Consider the following 18197-nt stretch of genomic DNA (forward strand, 5'->3'; position numbering starts at 1 on the left):
TATGGGGAGATTATGGCTGATTGAAGGATTGCCAGGAAGCGGAAAGTCTACATTTGCCGAGAGGCTGCGAGATAAACGGAATGGCAAGTTCTATTCGGAAGTAGATGCGTCACACCCCGTGGATATGCATGATGTCTATTGGGTCGAGGACAAACCATCAACCGGTCGCATTCTCGATGAAATCGAAAAAGGGTGGCTCGTCCGTTATGATGGTGATGAAGAACGGATCGGAACAGACGTCTACGAGTTACCTTTCGCCCTTCACACACGAATCATGTGCGAACGCTGGCGGCGTTATGTTCAAAAGTTAGATAGGGAGGAAGAGGACGTCATCTTTGAATGTGCGTTGCTCCAAAATCCTTTCACCATTGGAATGGTTGCCCAAGATGTTCCGTTAGCGGACGTGGAAGCATACGTTCAAGAGGTCGCAGACATTCTGAAGCCGATTGATCCGATGGTCGTTTATTTGGCATTGGATGACGTTGCACGCATCTTTCCGATTGTATATGATGAACGACCGATGGGATGGCAAAGCGGTTTTGTCGAGTATTATACGAGCGGCACCTATGGTGTGAACCATGCGCATAAGGGTATGGCCGGAACGATTGAGATTTTAGTGGAACGCCAACGACGTGAGCTTGAACTGTTGAAACAATTACCTCTTCGCCACGCTCGGATTCAAAATGATAATCGGCATTCATTCGAAGAATTAACGAATTTATTAGAGGAGGAGTCGATTCGTACATGCAAACCTTAATCAAACATTCGGAACGTTTTTGGTATATGACACCCGTTGACCGTACCGATCGACCAATTCTCGGTGCCGTTATCGGCGATACGCATACGCTGCTCATCGATGCGGGCAATTCCGTTTCGCACGCCTCGTTGTTTTTAGAACAGCTAGAAAAACAAGGCCTACGTGCGCCGTCGATGGTCGCATTGACGCATTGGCATTGGGATCACATCTTCGGTTTACCTGCACTTGAAGGAATAGTCTCCATTGCGAGTGAAGCGACCAAACAGGGAATGGAAAAACTTGTCCCATATGCTTGGGATGATGTCTCTCTCGATGAGCGGGTGGCGGAAGGGATTGAAATCGCATTTTGCGCGGAAGCAATCCGTGAAGAATATGGAGACGCGCGCGATATCAAAATAGTATTACCTACGCTGACGTTTCAAGAATCGCTGACACTCGACCTCGGTGGCGTTCACGTCGTGTTACGACATGTCGGAGGAGACCACGCAAAAGATGCGGTTGTCCTTTACGTCGTAGAAGAACGGGTATTATTTTTAGGAGACGCGTTATACGCAGACATCTATTCTCCGACATGGCGAATGACTCCGGAAGAAACCCTGCGGTTGTTGAATGTATTGGAATCGTTTGATGCTAAACAGATTGTCTGGTCACACGGTGAGATGGTGAGTCGTGAATCCTTCGCAGAAGATTGCCTTGCATTAAGACGAATCGCCACCATTTCGAATGATTTCCCAGGAAATATTGATGAAATCACGCAGTCATATGCTTCACTCGTCAATCGGGAGATCACCGAGGAAGAGAACGAGTTGATTACGTTTTTTGTGAACGGGACGGTGGGAAGATGACTTACACTATCACGCGGATTCACGAGGAAGACGAGACGTTCCAACAGTTTTTGACCACTCAATTACGTGAGTATAACAACGTTCGTTCGATTTACCATCGTGACATTCGCGAGGCGCACGTGCCGACCATTCAGTTGAAAGTGGAGCAAGAAGGACGGGTGATCGCCGGCTTATATGGGAGTGTGTATTGGGGATGGTTCGATTTGGATCGCCTTTGGGTCGATGCAGACTTTCATGGTCAGGGCATCGGTAGCCAATTGCTTGGAGAAGGGGAGGCGTTAGCGAAGTCGCTCGGTGCGACGCGTGTGAAATTGACGACGTTCTCGTTTCAAGCGAATCCGTTTTATGAGCGATTCGGTTACACGGTAATAGGTGTGCTACCGGACTATCCGCCGGGATCGGATTACTATATGATGATGAAGCAATTATAAAAGGCGACACGAGGTCGCCTTTTTAATACACTTTATCCCCATTGAAGATTGAATTTTTCACCATGACGTAGTCTACGGTGCGCAATGCCTCGAGACTGTCACCACCCGCGTAAGAAATCGCCGATTGGAGGTCTTGCTCCATCTCGGTCAATGTATCTTGTAGTGCCCCTTTGTGTTCGACAAACATCTTTTTCCCCTCGACGTTCTTTCGCTCACCCTTTTGGAACTCAGAAGCAGAACCGAAATACTCTTTCAATTGTTTCCCGTCTTGCTCGAACGTTTCCCCTGGTGATTCATCGTGTCCTGCGAACAATGAACCAATCATGACCATCGAAGCGCCGAAGCGAATCGATTTGGCGATGTCACCGTGAGTACGGATGCCCCCATCCGCGATAATCGGTTTCGTCGCTGCTTTGGCACACCAGCGAAGTGCAGCCAATTGCCAGCCCCCGGTACCAAAACCTGTTTTGATTTTCGTGATACACACTTTACCAGGACCGATTCCAACCTTCGTCGCATCCGCTCCGGCATGCTCTAATTCGCGAACGGCCTCTGGTGTCCCGACGTTCCCCGCGATGACGAATGATCCAGGAAGATGGTGTTTGATATGCTGAATCATTCGGATGACCGCATTCGAATGACCGTGAGCGATATCGATTGTAATAAATTCTGGCGTATGACCGGTCGATTTGAGCATTTCGATAAACCCATACTCTTCTTCCTTCACGCCGACACTGATGGATGCATACAAACCACGCTCATGCATGTCTTGGATAAACGCCAGGCGCGTCTCTGGATTGAAGCGATGCATGATGTAAAAATATCCGTTCTTGGCCAGCATCAATGCGACCTTTTCATCGATAATCGTCTGCATGTTAGCCGGAACGACCGGTAATCGGAACGTGAAGCCACCAAGCTCGACGGTCGGGTCACATTCCGAACGACTGTCGACAATACATTTTGCAGGAATTAATTGAATATCTTCGTAATCAAATACTTTATCCATATATCGCACCCCTATTCACGAACATTAACGTATTGAACAATAAAAAAACTTCGCCCATTCGGTAATATAACGTGAATAGAGTTTAAAGTCAAAGGATAACTCAATCAATTTATCTTAAAAATGAATAAAATTGAATGGATTGATGTTTAATGTTCGGATTTATGATTTATTTTCGATGTTTCACGTGAAAAAAGGACCACTTATTGGTGGTCCTTTGCGAGTGCATATTGATTTCGTCCACCTGCTTTGGCTTCATAGAGAGCGAGGTCGGCACGTTTTAGTAACTGTTTGGTCGACAACCCTTTTACAAATCGAGCACCCCCTACACTTGAAGTCGTAATGAACGTATGTTGGTCGATTTCCCATGGGCGCTGTAGTGCTTGAATGATTTTCTCTGCAACCCGATGTAGGGCACAGGAATCATTGAAGCGAATGAGAACGGCAAACTCATCACCGCCAAGTCTGGCAATCATATCTTGTTTGCGAAGCACGGATGTCAATCGACGAGCGAGTTGTCGCAAGAGCTCATCGCCCACATCATGACCGAACGTGTCGTTGATTTGTTTGAATCGGTCAACGTCAAGAGCGAGGACGGCCAATTCACCTTGCTCGAATTCGGTTCGATCGATCGCTTCCTCGAGGTAAGCGAGGAAGAAACGACGGTTCGGTAAATCGGTCAGCGTGTCGTGATACGCCAAATGCTTCAGTTGCTTCTCTAGTGCTTTTCGCTGCATGATTTCTCGGCTGACCGTCAAATAGTGTAGGAGAAGTCCGGATTCATCATAGATGGCCTGAATTTTCGTTTCGAGCCAAATCCAGCGCTGGTCAGCATGGAAATGACGAAACTCAAGGGTCAAGGAGATGTCTTCTTCCTTCATTTCTTTCAACTGCTCCCGGACGATCTGGATGTCGTCCGGATGGATATAGTCGAGCGTATTCTTCCCTTCGTAATATCCGGCCGCAAAACCGAGTACGGTACGGTGAGAAGGGGACGCATAACGAACAGTACCATCCCGTTCTAGTATGCAGACGAGGTCACTCATGTTTTCTGTGATCAATCGATATTGTAACTCACTCTGTCTTAACGCTTGTTCCATTTCACGTTTCTCCGTGACATCACGCAAAATCGTTAAGACGGCCGTTTCGCCCTCATAATCGATGAGAAGGCTACTGATATCCATCTGGAGCTTGTCTCCACTCGGTGTCATGATGACCATTTCCGTGTCTTGGACGGGGCCTCCGAGCTCGAGAGAGGCAAGTCGTTGACGGGTGGACTGATGATACTCTTCTGCGATGAATGAAAAAATCGATTCACTCTCTAGATAGGTTTCTCCGATTGTGGCGAGTGCCATCGCGTTCGCATATATAATCTGTCCTTCCTGATGCACAATGATGCCTTCCGGAATGGTTTCAATCAACTGACGGTAACGACGTTCGCTTTCGACCGTGGCACGCTCGGCATTTTTCTCTGGCGTCAAATCGATGATGATCGCAAACAGGCCGGTAATGTTACCGCCGACCTCGATTGGAATGTTGAGGACGGTTAAGTCGAGTCGTTCCCCGGATTGATGTTCAGCATAAATGGAATACTTGTGTGGAATCCCAGACAGCGTGAATTGTAACCCTTTCCTGACTCGAGACCGCTCACTCTCGGGAAGCCAATGCAGGAACGGATGATGAAGCATATCTTGTTCCGTATGACCGGTGATGACCGTGACGGCCGGGTTGACAGATTTGATGTTCAAATGATGGTCGAGTACAAAGATGCCATGTGGAGAATAACGTCGTAGCGACTCGTGATGATCTTTTAAGATCGACAATTCGAGTTCGCGACGCTTCCGTTCCGTCACTTCACGAACGACAGAGACGATATGGGTACAGCGCCCCTCATCATTGAAAATCGGCGTCACTTCTGACTCGAAATAATGAAGGGGGAGCGTCAATACATCATCCGCCTCGACCGTATCCGTATAAAAGGAGTCAGCAAGACGGTAGTCTTCGTAGACGACACTCTTTTTTGTACGAATCGCTTCATCGTAATACTGCGTAATAAGTGTAGCGGTCTCGGTCGGGACCAACTCATCGATGGTCTTGCCGACATCCGCATCCGACCAATTGATGGCCCGTTTCCCAGGCTCATTTACGAAGACGTAGCGATATGCTGAACCATCGACTTCCATAAAGAACACATAGTCTGAAATTTTATCGAACGTCCGTAGTAAAATCGATGCGTTGGATTGAAGTGTTTGGTCAGCTTTCATCTCGTCTCCCTCATTTCGTTCATTCTATTTTTTACACGTCATTTTTATCTTACCGCATCATTCGATCAAATGTGTGAACTTTCAAAAAAAGACGGGATGTACGTACACCCCGTCAAGCAGCTTCGTTCAGTTGTTTTTGTTCGTTCCGTCCATTCATGACGTAATACAAGAAAATGGTAAAGAGAACGACGCCTGAAAGAATCAAATAAAGTGTCGAGAAGCCCGTCAATGGAATCAACAACCCGATGAAATAAGGACCAAACCCTAGACCGGCATCAAGTGCGATGAAGAAGGTCGATGTCGCCATCCCCATTCGGTGGGGTGGAGAGGCCTTGACGGCGATTGCTTGAGTCCCGGATTGGATATTCCCGAAGCCTAATCCGATTAACGCACCGGCAAGTAGAAGCATCCAACCGCTGTTCGCCTGGCTGAGCACGAGCAGTCCAATCGCGAAGATGGCGATTGCCGGATACATGACGACGTTCGCTCCACGCGCGTCCATCAACTTTCCTGTGATCGGTCGTGATAATAGGACTGCGACCGAATAAACGAGGAAGAAGATGCTCGCCGCCTCGATCAAGTCGAGTTCACTCGCATAGAAGTTGATATAGGACAAGACACTCGAGTAGCTTAGTGCGGCCATCCCGATAATCAAGGCGATCGGTAGCGCTTTTGGTTCGACGAACGATTTTAAAGAGAATCCACGTACGACTTCAGGTGCGTCGACCTCAGGCACATTCACAAAGAACGTGCTCGCCAAACTGATGACCCCGATCACAAAGCAAAGAGCGAAGATGACGGTGAAGCTCGTGTGTTGGCTGAGAAGTAATCCGACGAAGGGCCCGATGGCTGTCGCCAGAGTAGAACTCATGCTGTAGTAACCGATCCCTTCACCTTTTCGTGTTGCAGGAATGACTTGCGCGACGATAGTTCCAGTTGCCGTACTCGACAATCCCATCCCGAGCCCGTGTACGAACCGTGTCAGCAATAAGAAACCGACACCCCAATGGACGAAGTACAATAAAATCGTGGCGGTGAAAAAGACGAGCCCGATATAAAGTGTCTTCTTCCGACCGATCGAATCGATCAGTCGACCGATGAATAAGCGCCCGGTCAGCGTCCCGATGATGAAGATGCCGGTGACGAGTCCCGCTTGACTCGTGGTCGCCCCGTACGACTCGACGGCATGCACCCCGATGGTGACCATCAATAAGAAAAAGATGAGCGTCAGGAAAAAGTTGATGAGCGAGATGATTAAAAAGTCTCTCGTCCAAAGTTTTTGAATAGGTTGTTGCATCATACGTGACGTCTCCTTTTCTTCAAATTCGAATAGTTAATAAACATAACTAAAAGAGTATACCAAATCAAATTAGGATTGTCCGAGATGATGCACTACATGCAGTGAATGACAGACATGAAAAAACTCGACTCGGGAATCGAGTCGAGTCAAGTGACGTCGTTAGGCACGGTCCCAGAATCGGGCAGTCGCAATTCCATCGATGAACGCATTGAATCCATCGAGGTTATGCTCGTCGAACGTGAAGACACCAGGCTGGTCTTGCTTCACGCGACATGTGGCGAGTGCCTCTTTATGGTGTACGTGTAGAGCGAGCGGTTTATAGTGCTTGTACGTGTTCTCGATAAATTCGAGCACATCATCCTCGACAGTCGTCGCGGCACTCACCAAGAAGGCGGCATCGAAGAGGCTCGAGTCGACCGTATCGTACGTCTCCTTCACTTTCAAGTCACCAAGCATATACGCCTTCTTGCCGACAAGGCTGTAGTTGACGTTGTGATCGGCGAGCGTCTGCACCCACTGTTTCACCTGATTCGCATCCACGTCACCGGCAAGGAGAAGGGCGACGCTCTTCGTATCGGGCTTTTTGATTGTGTTCGCCATCGAGAGGGCAGGGGACGTCTTATCTGACTTGACCTCGTTGTTCTCTTCTGGCACATGTACTCCTAAGTTGTCGGCGACGACTTCAGCGAGATGACGATCGATGCGGTTCAATAAATCGACGGCATTCTCTTTCACCATGTCCGACTCACATTTTCCGAGCTCAAAACTGCAGGCATCTTGGATGTGTTGTTTTTCGACATCGGTCATGCTGTTATAGAAGAGTTTCGCCTGTGAATAGAAATCAAGGAAGCTGTCGCTACGTCCCCGAATCTTATGTCCATCGATTTTCTCTTGATAGTGCTCAAATCCACCTTGATCGGCTGGCACAGGTTCCGGCTGATTATTGTTGAGCGCATTTTTATGGTAGCTCGTCTGACCTTTGTGGACGGCCATTTGATGCATCCCGTCCCGCTGGTTGTTGTGGAAAGGACAGACGGGCTTGTTGATTGGGATCTGGTGGAAGTTTGGTCCACCGAGACGTGAAAGCTGCGTGTCCGTATACGAGAACAGACGACCTTGTAAGAGCGGATCGTTCGAGAAGTCGATTCCTGGGACGAGATGACCCGGGTGGAAGGCGACTTGTTCGGTTTCCGCGAAAAAGTTGTCGACGTTCCGGTTGAGTGTCATCTTCCCGACGAGTTTCACTGGAATCTCTTCTTCCGGCCACAGTTTGGTCGGGTCTAAGATGTCGAAGTCGTAGTTGAACTCGTCTTCTTCCGGGATCAGCTGCAGACCGAGCTCCCATTCCGGATAGTCGCCTTTATTGATGGCTTCATACAAGTCGACACGGTGGAAGTCAGCGTTTTTCCCGACTGCCTTTTGGGCTTCGTCCCATACTTGTGAATGAACCCCGAGCTTCGGTTTCCAATGGAATTTGACGAAATGCGCTTTTCCTTCCGCATTTACGAGACGGAACGTATGCACCCCGAATCCTTCCATCATGCGTAGACTACGCGGAATCCCCCGGTCACTCATTGCCCACATGACCATATGGGCTGTTTCATGGTTTTGTCCGACGAAATCCCAAAACGTATCGTGCGCGCTTCCCCCTTGCGGCACTTCCGTATGTGGTTCAGGCTTCACGGCATGAACGAGGTCAGGGAACTTGATGGCATCTTGGATAAAGAAGACCGGAATGTTGTTTCCGACTAAATCATAGTTCCCTTCGTCTGTATAGAACTTCGTCGCAAAACCACGGACGTCACGTACCGTATCCGCGGACCCGCGTGAGCCTTGGACGGTCGAGAAACGGACGAATACCGGTGTCGTCTTCGAAGGGTCATTCAAAAAGTTCGCTTTTGTGAACTCGGCGAGCGGTTCATACACCTGGAACTCCCCGTGTGCCCCGACGCCGCGCGCGTGGACGATTCGTTCCGGAATCCGTTCATGGTCGAAGTGGGTCATCTTTTCGCGGAAATGGAAATCCTCGATCAATGTCGGACCACGACGTCCTGCTTTCAGCGAGAATTCGTCTTCCGCCATCTTCAGACCTTGGTTTGTCGTCAAGCCAGCTTGTTGTTCGTTATCAATCGTATGTTGTTTTAACTGCTCTTCTTTCTTGTTCCCCATGTGATTGCCTCCCTTAAGTATGACTGACCGTCGTAAGTCGCGTTTTGACCTACTGTATCGGTGTTCCCTAACGCCAATAAAAAAATCCCTCTTTTTCAAAAAAGAGAGATTTCACACAAATATTTATAACGCGGCCCACACATGTTGTTTCAATACGATTTGTTGTACCGTTTTTGGGTCGAGTTCGTATTTTGTGGCAATGATGCGTGTTACTTTCGCTTTCGCATCGGGGTCGTCAGGATTTTGTTTCGTATATTGATTTTGCCATGACCTCCAAATTTGAATCTCTGCATCGGTCAATTTGGTCGCCCATTCTTTTTCTCGAAGTTGCCAACCGAACATCATCTCGTCTGTTTGACCGGGTTCCACCCAGTCTGCAAGTGCATAGTCGCCTTCCGGAGCGAATACGGCTTCACCAAGTGGCGGTTCCGTCCCGATATAGGCAGCATCATCATAAAATCGTAACAAGGCGGCCTGGAACTGATCAGACTGTTTCACGTCATCGATGACGTCATGGCTGACAGATTGAAGCTCATCCGTACTCGGTTCACCATGTACGACGATATCATATTCGAACCGAGTGATACCGTCTTCTTCAATGGGAGTACGTTCTTCAATCGTATATATTTCCTCGGAAATGGATGCTTGTTCAGCCTTTAACTGCGTCGTGGGGACGGATTCCTGTGGCCAAAACCAGAAGGCACAACCGAGAGGGACAAGGAATACGGCAAGACGACGTAGTCGGTACACCCTGTTTGATTTTCTTTTTTTCTTCAATCCAAAAACACTCCTTCAATTATGTAACAATCCCCAAAATGTCGGGGATTACGTTCGATCTAAACGAACGAGGTCCGCATCGGGATGCGACTGACCACGAACGAGGGCACTCAAAATACGAGAGCCAAGCATGCTATACACGGTCCCATTTCCCCCATATCCGAGCAAGTAAAACAAGTTCGGTCGATTCGGGTGCTCCCCGATGAACGGGAGTTGGTCCACCGACTCTCCAAACAAGGCGACCCAAGCATAATCGACTTCTAGGTCATACATCGGGAAGAGCTCGGCGATTTTTTCTTTCACTCGTTCCGCCCGATCGTTCATGAGCGCCTCATCGTGCGGCGTTTCGGCCTGGTCTTCGTCAAGCCCACCCGCGATAATTCGCCCTTCCGGAGTCGTGCGTAGATAGAGATATGGTCGTTTCGTCTCCCAAATGAGTGCACGTCCTTCCCATTCGCTGAATTCGGCGATTGGATTCGTTGCGATGGCGTATGAGCGATTCAAATCGATCCGATGGGAGTCGAGTAGGGGAGCTGGCCCATAACCTGTCGCAAAGATGACTTTATTCGCTTTAAATGTTCCGTTTGAGGTGAACACGATCCATCCGTCACCATCAGACACGATTTCATCTACTGATGTCTCTTCAAAAATCGGGACGTGTTGTTTTGATAAATAGCGGATGATTTGACGACTGAGCGTGAGTGGGTTGACCTCGGCATCGCCTTTTGTGATGAGGGCCGCCGGTTTTTCAAATGGGAAGCGTTCACGTAATGCTTCACGATCCAACCACTCCACATCAAAACCATGTTTGGATAGCATCTCATACTCACGTTGCAATTTGGCAACATCGTCCTCTTCACTCGCAAAACAAAGGCTGTCCCGTCGAATATATATATCGGATGCATCGACATCTTTCGCCACCTGGTCGAGCGATTCGACCGCGTCGAGACATAATTGATAGAAGCGTACCGCTGCCGCTTCTCCAATTTTTTCTGCAAGTTCATGTAACATGATGTCATTTGAATATTGAATTAAACCGGTATTTGCTGATGTGCTTCCTGTACCGACTTTTCGCCCATCGAGCACCGCAAAATCGACTCCATCCTGCTGAAGCGTATAGGCCGTCAACGTTCCAGACATGCCGGCTCCGATGACGAGTACGTCGTAATGCTCTTTTTTGTCAGGTCTTTCTAACACGACATCCTCTGATTCGGTCGTTGGCCAATATAAATCTCCGTTATACAATTCCATCGTTTCATCCTCCATGATTCAGTATCTTCCTCTTTATCCCCGCTTCAAGAGAGGTGAAACCAAAAAACCGCAGACGATGTGTCTGCGGTTCAACATGTTATTTCTTGATGATGATTGATGAAGGAGAAGCACCTTTCGTATATGTGATGCGTTGGACATGTTTCGCCCCACGAATCTCAGCAAGGTTTTTCCCGTCAACGATTACTTCTTTTACCGTCGCGCCTTTGAAGTCGATGATGGCACCGGCTTCTTTCGGTTTCACTTGAACGACGACATTTTTCAACGGTTCTCCTGTCAATTCCGTGTATACGCCACGAACGAAGATACCGTTTTTAAAGTTCGTGCCTTTTCCGATTGTCACGCCGATGTAATCCTCTTGAAGGACGAGGCGAGCAGCTTTATGGTTTTCTACAGTGTAACGCGTCAATTCCACTTCTGGTTCCGGTGTGAAGTCGATTTGTGCAAGTACTGGATCATGGTCACTCGCACGCCCTGACATCTCAGTGAAGTCCGAGTTGACGTGAATCATGTCAATTTTCGTAGAAGCGGCCAAGCGGTTCGAGACGAGGATATGATCGAGTACTTGTGAGTTCCCTTGATACACATACGAGTAGCGGTCGACAGCAGGAACTTTCTCGACCATGTTCGTCATCAAGTCACCTTTAAAGATTTGGAGCGCATCCGAGAATTCGAAATCGTTGAAGTCACCAAGTGCTACAACATTCGCTTCTGGATTCTTCGTCTTCACGTCTGCGACGAAGTTGTGGACGACTTGTGCGATTTTCTTACGTTGCACTTCACTTCCGAGTACGACCGGTTGTTGTGACCCGAAGAAGCCGGTGTCACCACCTTTTGAGTTCCAGTGGTTCGCGATCACGATGACGTTCTCGCCTTGGAAGTCGAATTGAGCAGCTAACGGTTTACGTGAACGATCGAACGCTTCGTTCGTCGGATCGATACGTCCCGGATTGTGCGTCAATTTCCCGTCAGCATATCCGACGGCCGTCGTCGCGTCACCGGCAGGCATTCCCTCCGTCAATGACACGCGCTCAGGATCGTACAAGAAGCCGACACGGATGTTGGCATCCGGTGCACCACCGTCTTGGTTGTTCTCGGGGTCGATGTTGACGTATTTATATGTCTTCCCACCGACAGCGACAATGTTATCGATTAAGCGCTGATAGCTCTGGTCAGCGGCAGAACCTGCCCCTTTATCCTGTCCATCGTTGTCCTGTACTTCCGTCACACCGATGATGTCAGGGCTGTTCAATTCGTTGACGAACGCTTTCGCCAGTTTGAGTGCCTTTTCATCTGATGTTTCTTTGATGTTGTTCGAGAAGTTCTCTAAGTTATACGATGCAATTGTTAATTGATCTTCTTCTGCCTCGATGAATGTCTTCTCACGCTGCGCATCTCCTTTGACGAATGAAGCTTTCATGTCTTCAAGTGAGGCTTGAATCTTATAGTTACCGAATGAATAGCCGACGACACCGACGATCGGTCCGTTGAAACGGTCGCCCGTCGCGACATCGAAGTCACGAGCTTCTGCATTTGGTTCGAGACGGAACTGAATGCGTTCTGGGTTCGCGTCGTTCTTTTTCAATAAGACACCGCCATTATATGTCTCTGTTGGCGTATCTTCGAGAACTGTGACTAAGTCACCATATTCTTGTGGTCCAACCGATTTCAAGTTGTTCGTTTGAACGCGCATCCCTTCAAGGCTCTCCCAGAAGTCGATGGCATCCTTCTCCGGGTTGAAGACGGCGAGGTTATCGCTGTCGATAAACTCAGTCGGAAGGTTTGAGGCATCAATCGTAATTGGAGTCGGAAGTGTCACGCCGCTCGCGACGACTTCAACTTTTCCGTTACGCGTATCGATTTGTGTCATCTTCATATCCGTCTGTTGGCGATCACTATATCCTTCGATTGCGTACTCGCTCACTTTTCCGTTCACTTTTACGAGGTCCCCGACTTGAATGCCAGCAATCGAACGTCCGCCGTAAAGGACAATCCCTTCAGATGTCCGTGCATCGTCATCGGCTTCCGAATCAGGCGTTTGGATGAAGTAATAGGTCGTTCCACTTGAGACGAACGTAGACGTGACGATTCCTTCGACACCTTCAACCGTCTGTCCGTTCATCGGAGTCGTATGGTTCGCACCTTGGATGTCGTGAATGCGAATCTTGTCTGTGATCTTATAAGAGAATGTTGAGACGGCGCTGAACGAGTCGCCTGTTTTCACGACCGTTTTCAACGTCGTCGAGTTTTCAATGCGGATTGGGTTTTCGTAACGAAGCCCATTCTCTTTTGGATCAGAGCCGTCGAGTGTATAGAAAATCTCTGCGTCTGCTGTCGTTGTCGAGAGCGTCACGTCTTGTGAACCAACGAATGTACCGGCACCTGGTTTCGCGACAGCCGGCCGAAGAACGGACGTATCGATAACCGTGTCCGCCGGGTCACGAGGGATGATTTGGTACGTATCGTCAAACTGTTGAACGATTCCTGTGATCGATGAATAGTTCACATCCGTCTGTAAATCAAGGATGCCTCGCTCGTCGCGAACGACGAACTCCTTCGTTCCGTCCGTCGCCGTCAAGTTCTGACCGCTACCTGTGAGTGTGACATTTTTGACGGTAACGAGTTCGGATTCGACGTCCTCGTTGATTTGTTCCCCTGTCAAGACTTGGGCAGTAGGAAGTGTTGCTGCTTGTTTTGAAACAACGACAGCGCTGTTCAATTGAAGAAGCTCACGGTACGAACCGACGACCCCTGTGACAACGACCTCGTCCCCGACGTTGACGGCAAGAGATGTCGGACGGATAGACAGACCACCTGTTGCGTCTTGAATGGAGATGGTGTTCGCTAATTTAGCCGTGACGACTCCTTTTACGGTGACCGTCTCATTTTCTGCCTTTGTTCGTGCATCAGCAATTGAAATTGGTGTGATTGGTGCAGGAGGCTCCGTTGTGCCGCCATCTCCGTATTCGACGCCTTGGAACGTATGTAACCCGAGATTGTCGAACGTGTCTTGTGGTGTCGATGACCATTCGACAGCCGGGTCGAAGGCATCACTGCCATCACTGTCTCCCTTTGTGACCGTGTCTTTACGGATGAGCGATTGGTCAGCAGTCGCAACGGTCGTTCCCCATTTTGTCCCTGGGTCGAAGCCGAGTTGACCGAAGACATCAAGAACCGTGTCTCCTTTTTTCAAGACGATCGTGTCATCCCCGTTGAAGTTCGTCACGGCACTCACCGTATCCGATTTTGCTTTCAATGTGTCCGACGCACTGCCGTTCACAATGACATATGTAGCTCCTGGTGCGAGTGTGCCCGTCAAATTCAATGTATTTCCGGCAGTCGTACCTCCGTTTGAATACAGTTCAATTTTGTAAGCGGAAAGGTCGATTGTCGCGTTCGTTCCGTTGAATAACTCGATTGCTTTATTGTTGCTCGATCCTTCTACGTACTCTGAAATGAAGAGGTCTGATGCGTTCAACGTCTCGGCGTTTACGTTTGCCGCAATCGGCGTCATACTGCTGACGATGAGTCCTGCTGATAAGGCGAGGCCAGTGACTGCCTTAAATGATTGTGTTGGTTTCCCCATGTGTAAGTCTCCCTTAGATGTAATGGTCTAATCCGATTTCCCCAACTCGTGTCGTTATAAATAAGTGAATTTATATCCTCCTTTTTCAAAAAAACAAAATGATAACGCTTACATTACTTTTCTTGTGACGAAACCCTTGAAAAATTATTCGTGTATTGTCAAAAATAACACGTTCATTTCCCAAGTTTTTTACTACATGTTAAACATAACCAAGCAGACGTCAGAACTCAATCCACTAAACACGAAGTTATGATTACATTTTGATTACAAGGTAAATGTAGTCGGAAGAACTTGACGAGTAGCTTAAGAACTCTTACACTCTTCTAATACGAATTAATTGTATCGGTTAAGTTGGAATTAAAGGAGGCACTAATGAAAGCAGTCAATCACCCAGTCATTCCTGGAGCAGGCGCGTTTTATTATGAAGGAAACGAAATCGGTATTTTGCTTTGTCACGGCTTTAACGGGACACCTCAGAGTGTACAGGACGTCGGAATTGAGTTGATGAAGCAAGGGTTTACGGTGTATGCCCCGCGCTTGAAAGGGCATGGGACACATCCGGAAGACTTTCGATGTTCCACGCATCGATGTTGGTATAAAAGTGTGACGAAAGGAATCGAGCGATTACGCGAGTCGTGTCAGACGGTCATTGTCGTCGGTCAGTCAATGGGTGGGACGTTGGCACTCAAGGCTGCCCTTGAAGGAAAGGCGGATGCGATTGTGACAATCAATGCCGCGTTATCGGTACCAGGATATGCGTGTCATGCGTCGGATACCGAGTGTCGATTTATCGACGAAGATGCGCCCGACATCTTGGCAAAAGACGTATATGAGATTGTCTATGACCGTGTGCCTACAAGAGCGATTCGGGAATTGCTTTCGCTGATTGACGAGGTGCGACCGCACGTCGGAGCGGTTGATGTGCCGACATATGTCATCCATTCTGCTGTCGACAACGTAGTACCGCCTTCCGACTCCATCTGGTTGTTCGATCAGTTACAAGGAAAAAAAGAATACGCGGTGCTTCCTAACTCGTATCACGTCGCGACGATGGACAATGATTGGAAGCATTTGTCGAAGCTGATCACGACCTTCTGTGAACAGGTTGGGTCGCGCCATCAAAATGCAGTGTAAAACTGCATTTTTTTGTGAGCTGATTCTTTGCAAACGCTTGCACTAGTGCTATGGTAGATGTGAATCATACCTTATTGTAGGAGGCACGGTGCCGTATGGAGACGTTGTTCAGCCAAACGAAACAAACAGAAATCAGTCGTGTATGGTGGAAAGAGGCCATCGCCTATCAAATTTATCCAAGAAGTTTCAACGATTCAAACGGGGATGGAATCGGTGATCTTCGCGGAATCATTGAAAAGCTCGATTACTTAGAAGACCTTGGAATTGATGTCATTTGGATTTGTCCGATGTACAAATCGCCAAATGATGATAACGGATATGATATCAGTGACTATCAAGACATTATGGACGAGTTTGGGACGATGGAGGATTTTGATGCCTTGCTAGAGGCGGTGCATGCACGAGGGATGAAACTGTTGCTCGACCTCGTTGTCAACCATACGTCGGACGAACATCCATGGTTCCTTGAATCGAAAAGCTCGAAAGACAATCCGAAACGGGATTGGTACATTTGGCGAGATGGGAAAGATGGGAAAGATGGGAAAGATGGGATGCCACCGAGTAACTGGGCGAGTATCTTTGGCGGGTCCGCTTGGGAATATGATGAACAGACCGATCAATATTACTTGCACGTATTCTCGAAGAAACAACCCGATTTGAACTGGGAGAATCGTGAAGTTCGGACGGCTGTCTATGACATGATCAACTGGTGGCTCGATAAAGGAGTCGACGGATTCCGTGTCGATGCGATCAGTCATATTAAAAAGATGCCGACGGAGACGATGTTACCTTCTCCGGAAGGGAAGTCGATTGTTACGGCGTTTTCGATGTACTCGAATATCGATGGAATCCATGAATATCTACAAGAGATGAAGCGAGAAACGTTCTCCAAATACGACATTATGACCGTTGGGGAGACGAACGGAATCGAGCCGGAAGAAGCCGACCAATGGATGGGACCTGAGAATGGTGCGATGAATATGGCCTTTCACTTTGATCATGTCGATATCATGCGACGGTCACGTCTTGCCCCGCTCGATGTCGTCGAGCTGAAACGAATCTTCGATAAATGGCAACAAGGATTACGCGAAACCGGGTGGAACGCGTTATACATTGAAAATCATGACATGGTGCGAGCGGTCTCGCTCGTCGGGGATGAGCATCATTATTGGCGTGAAAGTGCCACGGCGCTTGGGATGATGTACTTCTTCATGCACGGGACACCATTCATTTATCAAGGACAAGAAATCGGGATGAAGAATGTGCCGCTCCCATCCATTCATGACTATGATGATGTCGCGACGAAAAACGAGTACTTCGAACGGATCGCGAACGGGATGAGTGAAATCGACTCGATGCAACAAGTATGGGGCACATCTCGTGATAACGTCCGGACACCAATCCAGTGGGATGCCTCACCTTATGCTGGTTTCTCGACGACGACCCCGTGGATGCCGATTCACGAAGAGTATGAGACGCTCAACGTCGAGGCACAGCGAAACGACCAGCATTCGATCCTGTCGTTCTATAAGGAGATGATCCGTCTTCGTCGAGCTGAGGAGACGTTTACGTATGGTCGTTATCGTGACGTCTTGCCTGAACATAAGCAAGCCTTCGTCTATGAGCGTACGTTTGAGAACAACCGCTTCTTCGTGGTCGTCAACTTGACCGCCAATCCGGCAGAAGTGACCGTTCCGGAAATTGCAGGCGCCACGCTTGTCATGACGAATGAGATTGACCCCGAGACGATTGATACGGAAACGTTTATGCTTCGACCATTCGCAGCACGGTTATATCGTTTATGATAGAAAGGTACCTTCCTAGGAGGGTACCTCTTTTGAATGAAGGGTGGGACGAGGATGCATACGATTGAATTTTCTAATGACAATGAGGTCGTACGCATGGTCATTGGTGGTGCCGATCGCGAACGGTTGGAATTGATGATTGATGAGCGACGCGTTACGATTTACGTGAAAGCGTATCTCGATTTTGGAGAGGCGTTCGCTAAGGCGTTTCATTCGTTGAAAGGGACGGCCGCACTCCGTGATGTGGAAGGACAGTATGTCATGGATGTGACCTTTTCGCATCGAGGGGTCAGCGTTCGATTGCATGATCCGTTTCCTAAGAAGACGCTTCAGACCGATCAAAGTTACATGACAGAAACGATGCGACAAATTGGCATCTGGAATAGGCTGTGACAAATGAGGGAAAAGAGCATATGATAGAGATTGACTAAATGGAAAGGGGTGTCGGGTATGGATGGAACGAAACGTGCTGACATTCGCCCAGGACTCCACGTCCAAATCGTTTTAAAACAAGATCAACGAAGCGGAAAGCTGACGAAAGGCGTCGTTCAAGATATATTGACGAACTCGCCACGTCATCCGCACGGAATCAAAGTGCGTTTGAGCGATGGGCAGGTCGGTCGTGTGAAAGTGATCGAAGCTGGAGGTGAGTAAGATGAGTGAGAAAAAACTATCTTTTCAAGAGGCGATGAAACAAAAGCTGGCAGAGAAGAAGCAAAATCAAACGAAGGTTCCCACGGGTTTACATGGTACAAAACAGAAACCGTTGACGAGCCAATTGACGAAAAAACCAAATAACCAGAAGAAACGTACTGGTATATAAAAAGCAGTCGCTCCTCAAAAGCGACTGCTTTTTT

At 48.4% G+C, this 18197-nt stretch carries 15 protein-coding genes; 8 read left to right on the forward strand and 7 right to left on the reverse strand.

Annotated elements, in window-relative coordinates; translation table 11 throughout:
* The first annotated feature begins 1 nt into the window (after nucleotide 1).
* Genes Q9R25_RS10855 through Q9R25_RS10865 form a run of 3 tightly spaced genes read left to right on the forward strand, consistent with a single transcriptional unit; the run spans nucleotide 2 to nucleotide 2033 of the window.
* The gene (locus Q9R25_RS10855; RefSeq protein ID WP_074035148.1) at nucleotides 2-757 is read left to right on the forward strand and encodes a P-loop NTPase family protein; all 756 of its coding nucleotides are present in this window, start codon (nucleotides 2-4) and stop codon (nucleotides 755-757) included.
* The gene (locus Q9R25_RS10860; RefSeq protein ID WP_311283155.1) at nucleotides 745-1602 is read left to right on the forward strand and encodes an MBL fold metallo-hydrolase; all 858 of its coding nucleotides are present in this window, start codon (nucleotides 745-747) and stop codon (nucleotides 1600-1602) included. The genes Q9R25_RS10855 and Q9R25_RS10860 overlap by 13 nt, the downstream gene beginning before the upstream one ends.
* A complete protein-coding gene (locus Q9R25_RS10865; RefSeq protein ID WP_311283156.1) occupies nucleotides 1599-2033 on the forward strand; it encodes a GNAT family N-acetyltransferase in 435 nt (144 codons plus the stop codon). Before Q9R25_RS10860 ends, Q9R25_RS10865 begins: the two co-directional genes overlap by 4 nt.
* A 22-nt stretch (nucleotides 2034-2055) precedes the next feature.
* On the opposite strand, the gene guaC is transcribed toward Q9R25_RS10865, so the two are convergent.
* The 7 genes from guaC to Q9R25_RS10900 all read right to left on the reverse strand — a co-directional run bounded on the left by guaC (nucleotide 2056) and on the right by Q9R25_RS10900 (nucleotide 14401).
* Nucleotides 2056-3039, reverse strand: coding sequence for a GMP reductase (gene guaC, locus Q9R25_RS10870; RefSeq protein WP_031424215.1), 984 nt, complete (start codon nucleotides 3037-3039; stop codon nucleotides 2056-2058).
* Between the two features lie 200 nt (nucleotides 3040-3239).
* The gene (locus tag Q9R25_RS10875; RefSeq protein WP_311283157.1) at nucleotides 3240-5300 is read right to left on the reverse strand and encodes a PAS domain S-box protein; all 2061 of its coding nucleotides are present in this window, start codon (nucleotides 5298-5300) and stop codon (nucleotides 3240-3242) included.
* A 112-nt stretch (nucleotides 5301-5412) separates the two neighbouring features.
* Nucleotides 5413-6597 (reverse strand): MFS transporter, encoded by a 1185-nt coding sequence (locus Q9R25_RS10880; RefSeq protein WP_074037854.1) that lies wholly within the window; start codon nucleotides 6595-6597, stop codon nucleotides 5413-5415.
* 162 nt (nucleotides 6598-6759) lie between these two features.
* The gene (locus tag Q9R25_RS10885; protein ID WP_074035142.1) at nucleotides 6760-8769 is read right to left on the reverse strand and encodes a catalase; all 2010 of its coding nucleotides are present in this window, start codon (nucleotides 8767-8769) and stop codon (nucleotides 6760-6762) included.
* Between the two features lie 123 nt (nucleotides 8770-8892).
* Complete coding sequence (locus Q9R25_RS10890; protein WP_074035141.1) at nucleotides 8893-9546, reverse strand: hypothetical protein; 654 nt, start codon at nucleotides 9544-9546, stop codon at nucleotides 8893-8895.
* 48 nt (nucleotides 9547-9594) lie between these two features.
* Nucleotides 9595-10797 carry an NAD(P)/FAD-dependent oxidoreductase gene (locus Q9R25_RS10895; protein ID WP_311283158.1) on the reverse strand — a complete coding sequence of 401 codons (1203 nt, stop codon included), beginning with the start codon at nucleotides 10795-10797 and terminating at the stop codon, nucleotides 9595-9597.
* A gap of 97 nt (nucleotides 10798-10894) precedes the next feature.
* A complete protein-coding gene (locus Q9R25_RS10900; RefSeq protein WP_311283160.1) occupies nucleotides 10895-14401 on the reverse strand; it encodes a lamin tail domain-containing protein in 3507 nt (1168 codons plus the stop codon).
* 372 nt (nucleotides 14402-14773) lie between these two features.
* On the opposite strand from Q9R25_RS10900, the gene Q9R25_RS10905 reads away from it, so the two are divergent.
* The 5 genes from Q9R25_RS10905 to Q9R25_RS10925 all read left to right on the forward strand — a co-directional run bounded on the left by Q9R25_RS10905 (nucleotide 14774) and on the right by Q9R25_RS10925 (nucleotide 18163).
* Nucleotides 14774-15535, forward strand: coding sequence for an alpha/beta hydrolase (locus Q9R25_RS10905; protein ID WP_311283161.1), 762 nt, complete (start codon nucleotides 14774-14776; stop codon nucleotides 15533-15535).
* A 131-nt stretch (nucleotides 15536-15666) separates the two neighbouring features.
* Nucleotides 15667-17340, forward strand: a complete 1674-nt coding sequence (locus Q9R25_RS10910; protein ID WP_311283218.1) for a glycoside hydrolase family 13 protein — start codon at nucleotides 15667-15669, stop codon at nucleotides 17338-17340.
* A gap of 54 nt (nucleotides 17341-17394) precedes the next feature.
* A complete protein-coding gene (locus Q9R25_RS10915; protein ID WP_143180208.1) occupies nucleotides 17395-17733 on the forward strand; it encodes a hypothetical protein in 339 nt (112 codons plus the stop codon).
* Between the two features lie 57 nt (nucleotides 17734-17790).
* Nucleotides 17791-17994, forward strand: coding sequence for a YwbE family protein (locus tag Q9R25_RS10920; RefSeq protein ID WP_015880320.1), 204 nt, complete (start codon nucleotides 17791-17793; stop codon nucleotides 17992-17994).
* Nucleotide 17995: 1 nt separating this feature from the next.
* Nucleotides 17996-18163 (forward strand): hypothetical protein, encoded by a 168-nt coding sequence (locus Q9R25_RS10925; RefSeq protein ID WP_015880321.1) that lies wholly within the window; start codon nucleotides 17996-17998, stop codon nucleotides 18161-18163.
* Nucleotides 18164-18197: the final 34 nt, after the last annotated feature.

The sequence above is a fragment of the Exiguobacterium sp. BG5(2022) genome, from assembly GCF_031844365.1.
Classification (GTDB): Bacteria; Bacillota; Bacilli; order Exiguobacteriales; family Exiguobacteriaceae; genus Exiguobacterium; species Exiguobacterium profundum.

Excerpts from the sequence above, each read along its gene's own strand:
- Q9R25_RS10905 (WP_311283161.1), top strand. The coding sequence starts at position 14,774 with ATGAAAGCAGTCAATCACCCAGTCATTCCTGGAGCAGGCGCGTTTTAT.
- Q9R25_RS10860 (WP_311283155.1), top strand. The coding sequence starts at position 745 with ATGCAAACCTTAATCAAACATTCGGAACGTTTTTGGTATATGACACCC.
- Q9R25_RS10855 (WP_074035148.1), top strand. The coding sequence starts at position 2 with ATGGGGAGATTATGGCTGATTGAAGGATTGCCAGGAAGCGGAAAGTCT.
- Q9R25_RS10900 (WP_311283160.1), bottom strand. The coding sequence starts at position 14,401 with ATGGGGAAACCAACACAATCATTTAAGGCAGTCACTGGCCTCGCCTTA.
- Q9R25_RS10865 (WP_311283156.1), top strand. The coding sequence starts at position 1,599 with ATGACTTACACTATCACGCGGATTCACGAGGAAGACGAGACGTTCCAA.
- Q9R25_RS10925 (WP_015880321.1), top strand. The coding sequence starts at position 17,996 with ATGAGTGAGAAAAAACTATCTTTTCAAGAGGCGATGAAACAAAAGCTG.
- guaC (WP_031424215.1), bottom strand. The coding sequence starts at position 3,039 with ATGGATAAAGTATTTGATTACGAAGATATTCAATTAATTCCTGCAAAA.
- Q9R25_RS10895 (WP_311283158.1), bottom strand. The coding sequence starts at position 10,797 with ATGGAATTGTATAACGGAGATTTATATTGGCCAACGACCGAATCAGAG.
- Q9R25_RS10880 (WP_074037854.1), bottom strand. The coding sequence starts at position 6,597 with ATGCAACAACCTATTCAAAAACTTTGGACGAGAGACTTTTTAATCATC.
- Q9R25_RS10915 (WP_143180208.1), top strand. The coding sequence starts at position 17,395 with ATGCATACGATTGAATTTTCTAATGACAATGAGGTCGTACGCATGGTC.
- Q9R25_RS10885 (WP_074035142.1), bottom strand. The coding sequence starts at position 8,769 with ATGGGGAACAAGAAAGAAGAGCAGTTAAAACAACATACGATTGATAAC.
- Q9R25_RS10920 (WP_015880320.1), top strand. The coding sequence starts at position 17,791 with ATGGATGGAACGAAACGTGCTGACATTCGCCCAGGACTCCACGTCCAA.
- Q9R25_RS10875 (WP_311283157.1), bottom strand. The coding sequence starts at position 5,300 with ATGAAAGCTGACCAAACACTTCAATCCAACGCATCGATTTTACTACGG.